The sequence below is a fragment of the Actinobacillus indolicus genome (assembly GCF_004519515.1).
GTDB classification, from domain to species: Bacteria; Pseudomonadota; Gammaproteobacteria; order Enterobacterales; family Pasteurellaceae; genus Glaesserella; species Glaesserella indolica_A.
This window is the reverse complement of sequence record NZ_CP038145.1, coordinates 1297798-1312661: the sequence shown is the minus strand read 5'-3', so window position 1 is coordinate 1312661 and position 14864 is coordinate 1297798. Positions and strand designations below refer to the sequence as shown.

The 14864-nt window shown below is 42.4% G+C and carries 10 protein-coding genes; 7 read left to right on the top strand and 3 right to left on the bottom strand.

Annotated features, from left to right (window positions below; translation table 11 throughout):
- The first annotated feature begins 44 nt into the window (after positions 1–44).
- From fusA to EXH44_RS06455, 6 genes are all read left to right on the top strand, one after another.
- A complete protein-coding gene (gene fusA / locus EXH44_RS06480) occupies positions 45–2147 on the top strand; it encodes an elongation factor G (RefSeq protein WP_162856739.1) in 2103 nt (700 codons plus the stop codon).
- A 69-nt stretch (positions 2148–2216) separates the two neighbouring features.
- Positions 2217–3404 (top strand): elongation factor Tu, encoded by a 1188-nt coding sequence (tuf, locus tag EXH44_RS06475; RefSeq protein WP_162856707.1) that lies wholly within the window; start codon positions 2217–2219, stop codon positions 3402–3404.
- Between the two features lie 1564 nt (positions 3405–4968).
- Positions 4969–6693 carry a group II intron reverse transcriptase/maturase gene (ltrA, locus tag EXH44_RS06470; protein WP_108923275.1) on the top strand — a complete coding sequence of 575 codons (1725 nt, stop codon included), beginning with the start codon at positions 4969–4971 and terminating at the stop codon, positions 6691–6693.
- A 284-nt stretch (positions 6694–6977) separates the two neighbouring features.
- Positions 6978–7994, top strand: a complete 1017-nt coding sequence (locus EXH44_RS06465) for a YeeE/YedE family protein (protein ID WP_162856738.1) — start codon at positions 6978–6980, stop codon at positions 7992–7994.
- Positions 7995–8055: 61 nt separating this feature from the next.
- On the top strand, positions 8056–9423 hold the full coding sequence (locus tag EXH44_RS06460) for a rhodanese-like domain-containing protein (RefSeq protein ID WP_162856737.1): 1368 nt from the start codon (positions 8056–8058) through the stop codon (positions 9421–9423).
- 76 nt (positions 9424–9499) lie between these two features.
- Positions 9500–10831, top strand: a complete 1332-nt coding sequence (locus EXH44_RS06455) for a rhodanese-like domain-containing protein (protein WP_162856736.1) — start codon at positions 9500–9502, stop codon at positions 10829–10831.
- A gap of 65 nt (positions 10832–10896) precedes the next feature.
- Here the strand turns inward: EXH44_RS06455 and EXH44_RS06450 are convergent, their stop codons facing one another.
- A complete protein-coding gene (locus EXH44_RS06450) occupies positions 10897–11061 on the bottom strand; it encodes a hypothetical protein (RefSeq protein WP_162856735.1) in 165 nt (54 codons plus the stop codon).
- 208 nt (positions 11062–11269) lie between these two features.
- On the opposite strand from EXH44_RS06450, the gene EXH44_RS06445 reads away from it, so the two are divergent.
- Complete coding sequence (locus EXH44_RS06445) at positions 11270–12778, top strand: subtype B tannase (protein WP_244238757.1); 1509 nt, start codon at positions 11270–11272, stop codon at positions 12776–12778.
- A 121-nt stretch (positions 12779–12899) separates the two neighbouring features.
- Here EXH44_RS06445 and accC read toward each other — a convergent pair whose 3' ends face one another.
- Both accC and accB read right to left on the bottom strand, forming a co-directional pair.
- The gene (gene accC, locus EXH44_RS06440) at positions 12900–14243 is read right to left on the bottom strand and encodes an acetyl-CoA carboxylase biotin carboxylase subunit (RefSeq protein ID WP_162856733.1); all 1344 of its coding nucleotides are present in this window, start codon (positions 14241–14243) and stop codon (positions 12900–12902) included.
- A gap of 78 nt (positions 14244–14321) precedes the next feature.
- Complete coding sequence (gene accB / locus EXH44_RS06435; protein ID WP_162856732.1) at positions 14322–14789, bottom strand: acetyl-CoA carboxylase biotin carboxyl carrier protein; 468 nt, start codon at positions 14787–14789, stop codon at positions 14322–14324.
- Positions 14790–14864: the final 75 nt, after the last annotated feature.

Below are 14864 nucleotides of genomic sequence, written 5' to 3'. Positions count from 1 at the left end.
CTTACTATATAAATTTACATTAGATTCCAAATAAGGTAATAATAATGGCTCGTACAACTCCCATTGAGCGCTACCGTAATATCGGTATCAGTGCTCACATCGACGCAGGTAAAACAACTACCTCAGAGCGTATCCTTTTCTATACAGGTGTAAGTCACAAAATCGGTGAAGTACACGATGGTGCAGCGACGATGGACTGGATGGAACAAGAACAAGAGCGTGGTATCACAATCACCTCAGCTGCAACAACAGCGTTCTGGTCTGGTATGTCTCAACAGTACCCACAACACCGTATCAACGTTATCGATACTCCGGGACACGTTGACTTCACAATCGAAGTAGAACGTTCAATGCGTGTTCTCGACGGTGCGGTAATGGTTTACTGTGCGGTTGGTGGTGTTCAACCACAATCTGAAACTGTATGGCGTCAAGCTAACAAATATAAAGTTCCACGTATTGCGTTCGTAAACAAAATGGACCGTACTGGTGCAAACTTCCTACGTGTTGTTGAACAAATCAAAACTCGTTTAGGTGGTAACTCTGTTCCGCTTCAACTTCCAATCGGTGCTGAAGATAACTTCAAAGGCGTAGTTGACCTTATCAAAATGAAAGCGATCAACTGGAATGAAGCTGACCAAGGTATGACATTTACATACGAAGATGTTCCAGCGGATATGTTAGCTGCGTGTGAAGAATGGCGCGGTAACCTAGTTGAAGCAGCTGCAGAAGCATCTGAAGAGTTAATGGAAAAATTCTTCTCTGGTGAAGAATTAACTGAAGAAGAGATCAAAACTGCATTACGTCAACGCGTATTAGCGGGCGAAGTCATCCCAGTTTGCTGTGGTTCTGCATTCAAAAACAAAGGTGTTCAAGCTATGCTTGATGCGGTAATCGACTACTTACCAGCACCAACAGATATTCCAGCAATCGAAGGTATCAACGAAGATGGTACTCCTGGTGAACGTCACGCGAGCGATGATGAGCCATTCTCTTCATTAGCATTCAAAATTGCAACTGACCCATTCGTAGGTAACTTAACCTTCTTCCGTGTATACTCAGGTGTAATTAACTCTGGTGATACAGTTTATAACTCTGTAAAACAAAAACGTGAACGTTTCGGCCGTATCGTACAGATGCACGCAAACAAACGTGATGAAATCAAAGAAGTTCGTGCGGGCGACATCGCTGCAGCGATCGGCTTAAAAGATGTAGGTACAGGTGACACATTATGTGCACAAGATGCTCCAATCATCCTTGAGCGTATGGAATTCCCAGAGCCAGTAATCTCTGTAGCGGTAGAACCAAAAACTAAAGCTGACCAAGAGAAAATGGGCTTAGCGTTAGGTCGTTTAGCACAAGAAGACCCTTCATTCCGTGTTCACACAGATGAAGAGTCAGGCGAAACCATCATTTCAGGTATGGGTGAGTTACACTTAGACATCATCGTTGACCGTATGAAACGTGAGTTCAAAGTGGAAGCGAACATCGGTAAACCACAAGTATCTTACCGTGAAACTATCCGTACTCGTGTTAACGATGTTGAAGGTAAACACGCGAAACAATCAGGTGGTCGTGGTCAATACGGTCACGTTGTTATCGACTTATATCCATTAGATCCAGAAGGTCCAGGATACGAGTTCGTGAACGAAATCAAAGGTGGTGTAATCCCTGGTGAATACATCCCTGCAGTTGATAAAGGTATCCAAGAACAACTTAAATCTGGTCCATTAGCAGGCTACCCTGTAGTGGATTTAGGTGTACGTTTACACTTCGGTTCATACCACGATGTTGACTCATCAGAATTAGCGTTCAAATTAGCAGCGTCATTAGCATTTAAAGCAGCGTTCGCTAAAGCAAGCCCAGTTCTACTTGAGCCAATCATGAAGGTAGAAGTTGAAACTCCACCAGATTATGTTGGTGACGTAATTGGTGACTTAAGCCGTCGTCGTGCTATGGTAAACGGTCAAGAAGCGAACGAGTTCGTTGTTAAAATCAATGCTGAAGTTCCACTTTCAGAGATGTTTGGTTATGCAACAGACTTACGTTCACAAACTCAAGGTCGTGCATCATACTCAATGGAACCGTTAAAATATGCTGAAGCTCCAGCAAGTGTTGCAGCTGCAGTTATCGAAGCGCGTAAAAAATAATTTTTAACTTTTTAAAACCCCATAGCACATAGTGTGCTATGGGATTTCATCAACAAAGGAAACTTTACAATGGCTAAAGAACAATTTAATCGTGGCGATAAAGTCCACGTAAACGTAGGTACTATCGGTCACGTTGACCACGGTAAAACAACCTTAACAGCAGCAATCACAACCGTTCTTGCGAAAAAATTCGGTGGTGCTGCACGTGCGTTTGACCAAATTGACAACGCACCAGAAGAGAAAGCGCGTGGTATTACCATCAATACTTCACACGTTGAGTACAACACAGAATCACGTCACTATGCACACGTTGACTGCCCAGGACACGCGGACTATGTTAAAAACATGATTACCGGTGCGGCACAAATGGACGGCGCAATCTTAGTAGTTGCAGCAACAGACGGTCCAATGCCACAAACACGTGAGCACATCTTATTAGGTCGCCAAGTAGGTGTACCATACATCATCGTATTCTTAAACAAATGCGACATGGTTGACGATGAAGAGTTATTAGAATTAGTTGAGATGGAAGTTCGTGAACTTCTTTCACAATATGACTTCCCAGGTGATGACACACCAATCGTACGTGGTTCAGCGTTACAAGCGTTAAACGGCGTGCCAGAGTGGGAAGAGAAAATTCTTGAATTAGCGGGTCACTTAGACAACTACATTCCAGAGCCAGAGCGTGCGATTGATAAACCATTCTTATTACCAATCGAAGACGTATTCTCAATTTCAGGTCGTGGTACAGTAGTAACAGGTCGTGTTGAGCGTGGTATCATCAAATCAGGTGAAGAAGTTGAAATCGTAGGTATCAAACCAACGACAAAAACAACAGTAACTGGTGTTGAGATGTTCCGTAAATTATTAGACGAAGGTCGTGCGGGTGAGAACGTAGGTGCATTATTACGTGGTACCAAACGTGAAGAAATCGAACGTGGTCAAGTATTAGCGAAACCAGGTTCAATCACACCACACACAGACTTCGAATCAGAAGTTTACGTATTATCAAAAGAAGAAGGTGGTCGTCATACTCCATTCTTCAAAGGTTACCGTCCACAGTTCTACTTCCGTACAACAGACGTAACTGGTACTATCGAATTACCAGAAGGTGTTGAGATGGTAATGCCAGGCGATAACATCAAAATGACTGTAAGCTTAATTCACCCAATCGCAATGGACGAAGGTTTACGTTTCGCGATTCGTGAAGGTGGTCGTACAGTAGGTGCGGGCGTAGTAGCGAAAATCATCAAATAGTGCGACAAGTTGTCGTGCTTATGGCAATAACTCCTTATATATCAAGGGGTTATTGTTGAAAGCAAGTGGTCTTCGTACCACTTGCTTTCGACTATTCTGATAGCTCTGTGAGCTTGATGGGTAGGCAGACCAAGAACGGAGCGTTGCTCAAGACTTGGTTCTAAGTTGGGAAAGATAATGTCCAACTTTATGCGGTAATAAGGTATGGTCTTCACTCTGATGTACTTAATTTCTCTCGTCAGAAGCTAAGAAGAGTAAGAAAGCAAGACCCGTTATCGAAAGATATGACTACCGTTAGTCTCCTGCATTATGTAGAGTGGCTTGGGTCAGTTCCTAAATGTCATATCGTCCATAAAGACTAGTTATCCAACCTACTATAAATAAAATCCCAAAGGTTTTCGGCATTCTGAGAAAAACCGACCATAAGAAAGTGGAATTTCTTATGATTGAATGTATCCTTTACGACTTATCTTAACAAAGGGACGTTCCGAATAGGAAGCACCCATTGTGGTTTGAGAATAATAACCACCCGTGAATGGCTTGCGGTAACAGCACGGCTGTTGTTCGGTTCAAATTTACCTAAACTTTCATTGACTCATCTTACTTCGCTATGTGATAAATAGACAGAATGTCTACATACAGTAGCATAGGTTTGATCTATCTAATGAAAAGTGGTCGATTTACAATGTTATTCTTAATAACAAAAGCTAAGTTTTAAAGCAACAGTAAGGGCTTATTTATTACAACTTAGTAAGTATGCGTAAGCTGTTATTACCATTGTTACAATCAATAGCGTTGAAGATATAGGCAGTACAACAACATTGATGAGTGTAACCTGTTATGTAACTAGCAGTAACCTAGGGATAGTGCATTACTGGCAACGGTAGTGTACAGAGCTTCCTGACAATGTACACCCCGCAAGGGTTATTGAAATCGTGAGAAGACAATAAGAAAGCATTAAACTACATAATGTTGAGTGGCTAGGTTGAGTGGAAAGATAAATGTAAAGTGAACAGTTGATAAACTTCGTTAGATTTGAAGAGCCTACGGTAGTTATTGGCTCTAACCAAAAGGTATGCAGTGGGTTATTCCTTTTATTTGTGGGAATACGTTACCGTAACACTGTCGGAGAACAGACTGTATCTTCCCCACTCGTGTGGTAATAATGGAACTTGGTAAGCCTATATTTTCGCCTGAAAAGGCAGGTAAAGCGTAAGTGATACTGTTGGGAATGTAGGTAGAAGAGGTTAGAGAAAGCGAATGTTGTGCTGTAATGGTGCAAATAGGGTATGAGAGATGACCTAACCCGAAAGGGTGCAGACTTCTAACTGGTCTTTCATCGCAAGATGTCTGACAATTCCTTAGCCGTTTTAACCGAGAAGAAGAAAGCGAGCGTTGGCTTGCTGATTAGCAATAATCAAATAAACCAACGCAAGCACTCTTTATCTCACACAGATAACAAGAGTGTAAGTCTATTGGTCGCAATAGCAACTCTTGTACGTCTACAAACTGCTAGAGAAGCTATTCTATTACCAAGAAGACTTATCTCTTTATGGAGATAGGTATGAAAGAGCAAACTCATCATACTAAGAAATTAGTAGGCAGTCCAGCTCCAACGATCTCACACATATCACAATGGCATTATATCGACTGGTATAAGGTAAATAGGTATGTGAAAGGGATGCAGGTGCGGATTGCGAAGGCAACACAGGAAGGCGATTGGCGTAGGGTTAAAAACCTACAACGAATGCTGACCCACTCGTTTTATGCGAAGGCATTAGCAGTACGACGAGTAACTGAAAATAAAGGCAAACGAACCGCAGGTGTTGATAAAACAATTTGGGATACCCCCAAATTGAAATGGCAAGCAATTAGTGAACTTTCAGGCAAAAAGTATAAGCCAAGCCCATTAAAGCGAGTGTTTATACCCAAAGCAAATGGAAAGAAACGCCCACTGGGTATTCCGACGATGAAAGATAGAGCTATGCAAGCTTTGCACCTGTTGGGATTGCAACCTGTTGCAGAAACCTTGGCTGATAAAAGCTCTTATGGATTTCGAATAAGCCGTTCAACAGCTGATGCGATTAACCATATACACAGCATTTTCTCTTTAAGGGGAGAAAAGAAATCAGCAGAATGGGTACTTGATGCAGATATACAGGGATGCTTTGACCACATAAGCCACGATTGGCTTATTCAGCATATCCCAATGAACAAACGGATATTGCGGAAGTGGCTAAAATCAGGCGTGGTTGAGTTTGGACAGTTAAAGGCAACGAAAGAAGGGACTCCGCAAGGGGGAATCATTTCGCCAACTTTAGCGAATATGGCACTAGATGGATTGGAAACTTTGCTTGCCGAGCATTTTGGTAAAAAGCAAAGCAGACAGATAATCCGTAACAAAACCTATATGGTGCGATATGCGGATGATTTTATTATTTCGGGAAGTTCGCAAGAAATACTGGAAGAGAAGGTTATCCCATTAGTTAAAGGTTTCTTGGCAGAGCGTGGTTTAACGCTATCAGAAACAAAAACTCACATCGTACACATTGAGCAAGGGTTTGACTTTTTAGGCTGGACAGTGCGACGGTTTAAGCGGAAAGTACTTATCAAACCAAGTAAGAAAAATGTGGAAACATTTTACCGAAAAGTGAAAAAAGTATTGACCGAAATGCGTACTGCCAAGCAGTCCGATGTGATTAAAGTATTAAACCCAATGCTCAAGGGGTGGGCAAACTACCATAGACATAGTGTAGCAAAAGCGACCTATAATCGAATGGATATGTTGATTTGGCAAGTCTTATGGAAATGGTGTCGCCGTCGTCATTCAAATAAAGGGACGCGTTGGATAAAAGAGAAATACTTTTGTACTACGGCAACTCGGAATTGGGTGTTTGGCACAGTAGACATCAATGAAAAAGGCGAGCAATATCCGCTTGACCTGCTTTATTGTAGTGATACTAAGATAAAACGACATAAGAAAATAAAGACAGATTACAATCCGTTTTTACCTGAATGGGAATTGTATAAAGAAGTTTTAAACCAACGCAGACTTTATGAAGAGCAATCTCATAGACAACAATGGCGAGCTTTATTCAAAGAACAGAAAGGAAAATGTGCGTTATGTCAAGGTATGATTACCAAAGAAACAGGGTGGCACGACCATCACATTACCTATAAAGTACTAGGTGGTTCAGATAGTTTGAGCAACCGATGTTTGGTACACCCAACGTGTCATACGAAAATTCACGCTTTAAATTTGAAAGTGGTGAAGCCGACTACAATGTAGTTAATAGAAAGGCTTGAGCTGTATGCAGAGAAATTTGCTTGTACAGTTCTTAGGGGGCTAGGTTGCAGTAATGCAATCTGGCTACCCGATATTAATTATTTGATAGAAACGTTAAGCTTAAAAGCGAATAGAGAAGGCTCATCGAAAGGTGAGCCTTTTTGTTTGGCATACAAGCGGTGAGATCTTGTCAATATTTTGCAAATAATTTGTCATTTATTTTTTGTTAGAGTTATGTTCTAATATTACACCTACATTTCCGTAACATTTGTATTAAGGTTTAATCAATGTTCAGTGGTCTTTTTATCGGAATACTTCTCGGTTTTTTCTTACAACGTGGGCAATTTTGCTTCGTGTCTGGTTTTCGCAACATTTATACCCAGCGAAACTTCCGCTTTTTTACCGCATTGTTAATTGCGGTGTCCATTCAATCCATCGGATTTTTTAGTTTAAGTGAATTAGGGCTGATCACCATTCCGAATACTCCTATGCCTGTGTTAGCAACAGTGTTAGGCGGTTTTGTTTTTGGTATCGGTATGATCTTGGCGAATTGCTGTGCCAGCGGTGGTTGGTTTCGCACTGGGGAAGGGGCAGTTGGTAGTTGGATTGCCTTGGTATGTTTTGCCCTCACAATGACGGCAACTCAAACGGGGGCGTTGAAGCAGTGGGTCAATCCGTTACTACTGGAAACGTCAAACCTTGACAATATGCACCGCACTTTTGGCATTTCGCCGTGGATTTTAGTTGCCATTCTCGTATTGATGACACTGGCAATGATTATTCACCATATCAAACACCCACGCTATCAATTCCCGAAAGAACCGACGCAAGCGGTGATCTCCCATCGAATTTTTACCAAACACTGGCACCCTTTTGCCACCGCCGTATGTATCGGTCTGCTCGGCGTGTTAGCGTGGTTTGTTAGTGAGCAGTACGGCAGAGCTTACGGCTATGGTGTTGCTGTGCCGACCGCCAATGTAGTGCAATATATCGTGATCGGGCAACAGCGTTATCTTAACTGGGGAACTTATTTCGTTCTCGGCATTTTGCTCGGCTCTTTTATTGCCGCAAAATTGAGTGGGGAATTTGAAATCCGTGTGCCTGAACCCAAAGCGATTATGCAACGAATGCTTGGCGGTTTTCTGATGGGGATCGGAGCCAGCCTTGCAGGCGGTTGTACGATCACCAACTCGCTGGTTTCAACCGCTTATTTTTCGTGGCAAGGTTGGCTTGCTACGCTGATGATTATGCTCGGCTGTTGGACTGCAACTTACTTTATTAAGCCAACGCAATGTCGTATTTAATTTAATAAACCAGCCTAAATTCCCTCCCCCGTTTACGGGGGAGGGTTAGGGTGGGGGGAATATGAAAAAAACACTTTTTGCAATTTTTTCTCTCTTTCTGACCGCTTGTAACGACAATGTAGTCAAGACAATCGATACGGCAGAACTACTGGCGAACCTTGATAATCCTGACTATATCATTATTGATAGCCGTAACGACAGCCTGTATAACGGCTTTAAAGAGAAACACGCCAGCCGTGGCGGACATATCAAAGGGGCTATTCAATTTCGTTGTAACTGGTTTGAACGGATTGAAGCCGATAAGTTCGACAGTTTTGCCGAAGCCAAAGGGATCAGCAAGCAGAAAACCTTAGTGATTTACGATAGCAACTCTGACGAATCAGCTTGCATTTCGGCAGAATTTAATGCAAAAGGCTACAAAGTTCGCACTTTTAGCGACTTTATCAGCTATGCCAATGCCGGTTATCCATTAGACAGTTTTCCTCATTTCCAATATAGCGTTTCGCCCGAATGGCTGTACGCTTTAATGCAGGGGGAGCAACCTGAAACTTACCACAACGACCAATTTATGCTGTTTGAAGTGTCGTGGGGAACGCTCGAAAAAGCCAAAGCCTACACGCAACATATTGTCGGAGCTTACCATTTCGATACGGACTGGGTGGAAGGTGAAGCCCCTGTCTATAACCTTGCCAATCCGCAACAAATTGAGCAAAACCTGTTACAACACGGGATCACCAAGGATAAAACTATCGTGCTTTATTCTGATAATCCACTTGCCGCCTATCGTGTGTTTTGGGCGTTGAAATGGGCTGGAGTGGAAGATGTACGAGTGTTAAACGGCAATCTTGCCACTTGGATGGACGCAGGTTTTCCAACGGAAACCAAAGTCAATCTGCCACTGCCTGAAACGGAGTTCGGCACAACCATTCCGGCTAATCCGCAGATCAACATCAGCCAACCTGAACAGGCTTACGCCCGTCAGCAACGAGGCTTGAAGCTCGTTAGCACAAGGGCGTGGGAAGAGTTTATCGGCGAAGTGAGCGGTGATGAACATATTCAAGCAACAGGCGAACCGCAGGGAGCGATTTGGGGCTTTTCAGGAACGGCACCGTCAAATGTGGCAGATTTTTACGACCCTGATGACACCTTGCGTAACCCGAAAGAGATCGTAGCACTGTGGCAAAGTCAGCATATTCAACAGGGCGATCAACTGGCGTTCTATTGCGGAACAGGCTGGCGAGCGTCCGTACCGTGGTTTATGACCCAACTGCTCGGCTGGCAAAATACGGCGGTTTATGACGGCGGTTGGAATGCGTGGCAGATGACCAAATTGCCTGTACAAAAAGGCGTTCCCAACGACGTTGTAAAACCCGATGCCAAAAATGACGCCGGCAGAATGTTGAAAAAAGGCAATTCGTGTCGGAGTTAAAAAAATATTCCCCTCTTTAGCAAAGAGGGGAGCTTGTTTCGTGGCAATGATTTATTAAAAAACAAAAGGAAACCCTATGAAACTCAAACTTACTTTACTTGCAACTTCTTTGGCTTTTTTGACCGCTTGTGACGACAAGTCGGTGAAAGAAATCGGCATTGATGAACTGGTAAAAAATCTAGACAACCCTGAATTTGTGGTGGTTGATGGTCGCCAAGACAGCCTTTATAACGGCTTTAAAGATGGCGATGCCAAACGTGGCGGACATATTAAAGGGGCGGTGCAATTCCGTTGCGACTGGTTGCCACAAATTGCCGATGACAAATTTGAAACATTTGCTAAAAACAAAGGGATCAGCAAAGAGAAAACCGTGGTGTTTTACGATACCAATGCGGAGCAACTGAGCTGTTTAAGCAAAAAATTTGCCGACAAAGGTTATAAAGTGCGTGAATTTAAAGCGTTCAAAGAGTACGCAAACAGCGATAAGCCACTTGAAGCCTTCCCGAATTTCCAATACAGCGTATCGCCTGAATGGGTCAATGCGGTGATCAAAGGTGAAAAACCTGAAACCTACGCTAACAACGATTTTATGGTATTCCACGTTGGTTGGGGACCTGTTGAAAAAGCGGAAAGCTACAAACAGCATATTCCGGGGGCGTTCCACTTCAACACAGACTGGGTAGAAAACGATCCGGTATGGAACTTATCTGAGCCGAAAGTAATTGAGCAAAACTTACTCAATGCAGGAATTAACAAAAACAAAACCATTATTCTTTATTCTGATAACCAACTCGCCGCTTACCGCATTTTCTGGGCGTTAAAATGGGCTGGTGTGGAAGATGTACGAGTGTTAAACGGCAATTTTGCCACTTGGACAAAAGCAGGCTTCCCAGCAGAGACGACCGTTAATACCCCAACTCCGGTCAGCGAGTTTGGTGCAGTTATTCCGGTTAATCCACAGATCAACATCTCAATGCCGGCAGATGCGATGGCTCGTCAGCAACAAGGCTTGAAATTAATCAGCAACCGAGCGTGGGACGAATACACGGGCAAAATCAGCGGTTATGACTACATTCCGGGTAAAGGCGAACCACAGGGGGCAATTTGGGGCTTTGCAGGTAGCGACTCGTCCAATATGGCGGATTATTACGACCTTGACGGCACACTGCGTAACCCAAATGAAATCTTCGCACTTTGGAAAGGACAAAACATCAACCAAGGCGATCAACTTGCATTCTACTGCGGCACAGGCTGGCGAGCAGGGGTATCTTGGTTTATGACCCAATTAGCAGGCTGGAAAGATACCTACGTTTATGACGGTGGCTGGAATGCGTGGCAGATGGACTCAACCTTCCCTGTACAGAAAGGCGCGCCGAATAATATGGCGAAGCCGGATAGTAAAAATTAATAGAAATGATCAAGCGGTCAGATGATTGCAAAATTTTGCGACGATCTGACCGCTTGTATTAGAAGTTAGCGATCGTTTGGACCTTTTTGCATCTGCATTCCACCTTGACCGCCTCCATGGCTACCTTGACTGCCACCATGACCGCCAGGTCCCCAGCCCCAAGGCCCACAACAAGCACTTAATGCAAATACTGCAATTGCGACTGTCGCTAATGAAAATACTTTTTTCATATAAATTCCTTTGCTTTCCGAAATAGTAAAATAAAAAATATGCACATAAGATGCATTTACTATGACAAGTTATTAGAAGATTCGTTTCCATTCGATATATATAGATTTATACTAAGATAGAAACATTTTTCTGATTCTTTTGTCATATATAAAGATTATTTTACATTTGGAGAGCATGATGAAACTCAATAAATTAACTACACTTCTTATGGCCTGTTTTGTATCCACAGTCTTTGCAGCACCACCTTCACAGCCAGATCCATTAGCTAATCTGCCTTATTTTAATCAAACTCAAGATGGCTATCAGCTTGAATTCGATGATAAAAATTACCGTAGCTTAGAAACCGTTATCAATGGTGAAATGATTAAATTCCGTGCTTTTGAGAAGATTGTGTATGTCAAAAATCCACTAGAGCCTGATTATCAAACCATTAACTTATATGTTCCTGAAGCCTACTTTAACGGTGGTTCAATAAACGGATTTAATGTTAACACCGCTCCAATTTTCTTACCGAATGCGGTTGGAGGTTATATGCCTGCAAAAGCAGCAACCTATGATAAGAAAGGTTTTGGCTCAAATGCAGATAAACCAAACGCGATTGTGACAGCTCTCTCTAAGGGCTATGTCGTTGCAAGTGTTGGGGCCAGTGATCGAACCCTTGAAAAAGATGGTAAATATACAGGTAAAGCTCCAGCGGTAATTATTGACTTAAAATCGGCTGTCCGCTATTTACATTTTAATGATGCACGTATGGCTGGTGATGCGAATAAAATTATTTCAAATGGTACAAGTGCAGGCGGTGCTTTATCGGCTTTACTTGGTGCTAGCGGTGATCACGTAGATTATGCTGAATATTTCAAACAGGTTGGCGCAGCAGAAGCCAGCGATGCAATTTTTGCCGTATCTGCTTATTGCCCAATTACCAACTTAGAGCATGCTGATAGTGCCTATGAATGGGAATTTAATGGCTTAAATCAATTTAGCCGTATGGATATGAGCAAGCTAAATGCAACGACATTTAATGATCGCTCAAAACCTATGCCTAAAATTGAAGGAGAGTTAACTACAGAGCAGATTAAAACATCGGATGAATTAAAAGCCGCATTTCCAGCTTATGTTAATAGCCTGAACTTAAAAGATGAAAAAGGCAATTCGCTTACTCTTGATAAAGAAGGAAACGGATCTTTTAAAGAGTATGTCAAACACGTGATTGTGAGAGCCGCCGATACCGCTCGTAAAAATGGTACAGATTTAAGTGATAAATCGTGGCTTACTTTAAGTAAAGATGGTGTTTCTGACATGGATTGGAGTGGCTATATTCATTCAGAAAAACGAATGAAGTCCCCTCCTGCTTTTGATGCTTTCGACTTAAGCACAGGCGAAAATAACCTATTTGGAACGGAAACCGTCAATAATCAACATTTTACTTCTTACGCCCTTGAACGTAGTACCACTAAAGGCGGTATGGCAGATGCTCATATCATCAAAATGATGAATGCAATGAATTACATCGAAAATCCTAAAGCTGCAGAGCATTGGCGTATTCGTGTAGGTACATCAGATCGTGATACATCTCATGCAATCGCTGCTATTTTGGCTGTTAAGCTCAATATGGCAGGTAAACAGGTTGATTATGAAACGCCTTGGGGGGTTCCACATTCTGGGGATTATGACTTAGATGAGTTATTTAAATGGACGGATAGCATCACGAAATAATGGTAAAATTTAAGTGATAACTCACCGCTTGTATCATCCACTTTAATGGATGTTAAAGTGGATTTAATTAACTTTTTATAAAAAAATAGCGCTGATTAAGCGCTATTTTTATGAGATAAAACTATTTCAATCCCAGTTTCTTCTCAAGATAGTGGATATTTGTTCCACCTTTGCAGAAGTTCTCATCAGAAAGAATCTGTTTATGAAGAGGAATATTCGTTTTAATTCCTTCAACAATAGTTTCTGATAACGCATTTTCCATACGACGAATTGCAATATCACGATTTTCAGCAAAAGTAATCAATTTACCAATCATTGAATCATAATGCGGAGGAACAGAATAGCCTGCATAAATGTGAGAATCCCAACGAACACCTAAACCACCTGGAACGTGTAAGCGGGTGATTTTACCTGGTGAAGGTAAGAAGGTCGCTGGATCTTCTGCATTGATACGACACTCAATTGCGTGGCCACGCACTTTAATATCTTCTTGTTTAACTGAAATTGGTAAACCTGCAGCAACACGGAGCTGTTCTTTGACAAGGTCAATACCTGTAATCATTTCTGTCACAGGGTGTTCTACTTGTAAACGGGTATTCATTTCAATGAAATAAAACTCGCCATTTTCAAATAAGAATTCAAATGTACCTGCACCGCGATAGCCGATTTCACGGCACGCATTGGCACAACGTTCACCAATAAACTTACGTAATTCAGGGGTAATGCCTGGAGCTGGCGCTTCTTCCACCACTTTTTGATGGCGACGTTGCATAGAGCAATCACGCTCTGCTAAATAAACCGCATTACCGTGTGTATCTGCAAGCACTTGGATTTCGATATGGCGTGGATTTTCAAGGTATTTTTCCATATAAACCATATCGTTATTGAAGGCTGCTTTTGCTTCTGCTTTGGTCATCGCAATAGATTCTTCTAAATCTTTTTCATGATGAACCACGCGCATACCACGACCGCCACCGCCACCAGAGGCTTTGATAATTACAGGGTAGCCAATACGCTTAGCGATTTCTTTATTTTTTGCAACATCAGAACCTACAGGACCATCTGAACCTGGCACACAAGGTACGCCTGCTTTTTTCATCGCATTGATAGCAGAAACTTTGTCGCCCATTAAACGAATCACATCGGCAGTTGGGCCAATAAAGGTAAAACCTGATTTTTCAACCTGTTCCGCGAAATTGGCATTTTCAGACAAGAAACCATAACCAGGGTGGATCGCATCGGCGCCAGTTACTTCTGCGGCTGCAATAATCGCAGGTATGTTTAAGTAACTTTTGGTTGATGGAGCAGGCCCAATACATACCGTTTCATCCGCAAGAAGAACGTGTTTCAACTCACGGTCTGCGGTTGAATGGACTGCTACTGTTTTGATACCTAATTCACGGCAAGCACGCAAAATACGTAACGCAATTTCGCCACGGTTTGCAATGACAACTTTTTCTAACATAAAACTATGTCCTTCGTTGAACAAGCGGTCACTTTTTTGCAAAATTTTGCAATAATCTGACCGCTTGTAAGAGATGAATTATTCAATAATGAAGAGTTTTTGATCGAATTCAACCGCTTCGCCGTCGTTTACTAGGATCGCTTTGATCACACCCGCTTTATCAGACTCAATACGGTTCATCATTTTCATCGCTTCAACGATACAGAGTGCATCACCGACTTTTACTGTTTTACCGACTTCAACAAATGGCGCAGCTTCAGGGCTTGGGCTACGATAGAATGTTCCTACCATTGGAGAAAGTACTGCATGTCCTGAAACTTCCGCAGTTGGTGCTGGAGTTGCTGCAGACGGTGTAGCAACTGGTGCTGGCGTAGCTACAGGCGCTGGAGTTGCTTGTGGCGCTGCAACATATTGTACTGTAGCAGGTGCAATCGCTGGAGCTGCACGGCTAATGCGTACTGTACCTTCTTCTTCAGACACTTCTAATTCAGTGATGCCTGATTCTTCTACTAATTCGATAAGTTTTTTGATTTTGCGAATATCCATAGTGAGATCCGTTGTGATAATAAAATAAAAGAATCTGTACAGAATTGTACAGTGAAAAATTGCGCGTAGATTACC